Here is a 688-nt window from a genome sequence, read left to right on the forward strand (position 1 = left end):
CGGTGGCGGAGAAGGTCTCGAAGCGCTTGGGATCGACGGCGAAAGCCTGGCGCATGCTGGCGGGCGCCGCGGCGCGATGATCGCGCAACGCGGCGAGCTGTTTTTGAAAGGACGATTGATCCACTGCCAAACTCCGAAACCTCGAGCCATCATTACGGACCGGATGTTTCCGGCGCGTGTCGTCGCGACAATCTATTGAGCCGAATTCCACTCGTTTCAATGCGCAGCGATGACGCAGACGTCACGCAGCGATGACGCACGGAGTCATCGCCGGGATGACGCGCCGCGTCACCCTGGCATACCGCAGCGCAGCATCAAAATGGCGTGAAGGATCACTGGCATAAATCCCAACGATCAGAAAAATTGATTGGCGCAACCCCTTGTGCCACGGTTACGTTCGGCTGGTCCAGCCAAGCAAAAAAGGCTGGCCATCGAGGAACATCTTCCATGCCACAGCGAAACGATACGGCGATATGGTCCGGCCTGTTCCGGATTTCGGCTGAATCCGGCCAGACCCTGCAGGCGCAAATCCGCCAAGCCATCGTGGCCGCCATTCTCGACCGCCAGATCGCCGCTTCGATGCCGCTTCCTTCCTGCCGGATCCTGGCCGAAAAACTCGGCGTTGCGCGCGGAACCGTCGTGCTGGCCTTCCAGCAGCTCGTCGACCAGGGCTTCCTGGTGGCACGCG

At 60.9% G+C, this 688-nt stretch carries 2 protein-coding genes; both read left to right on the forward strand.

The genetic code is table 11. From position 1 onward, the window contains the following. Window positions 1–199, forward strand: a 199-nt coding sequence (locus tag EN935_RS41245; RefSeq protein WP_164771873.1) for a hypothetical protein, incomplete at its 5' end; no start/stop codon positions are given. Between the two features lie 248 nt (window positions 200–447). Further along, window positions 448–688: GntR family transcriptional regulator (locus tag EN935_RS38955; protein ID WP_127374402.1), on the forward strand; the 241-nt coding region annotated here is incomplete at its 3' end.

This window comes from Mesorhizobium sp. M7D.F.Ca.US.004.03.1.1, from assembly GCF_003998635.1.
Classification (GTDB): Bacteria; Pseudomonadota; Alphaproteobacteria; order Rhizobiales; family Rhizobiaceae; genus Mesorhizobium; species Mesorhizobium loti.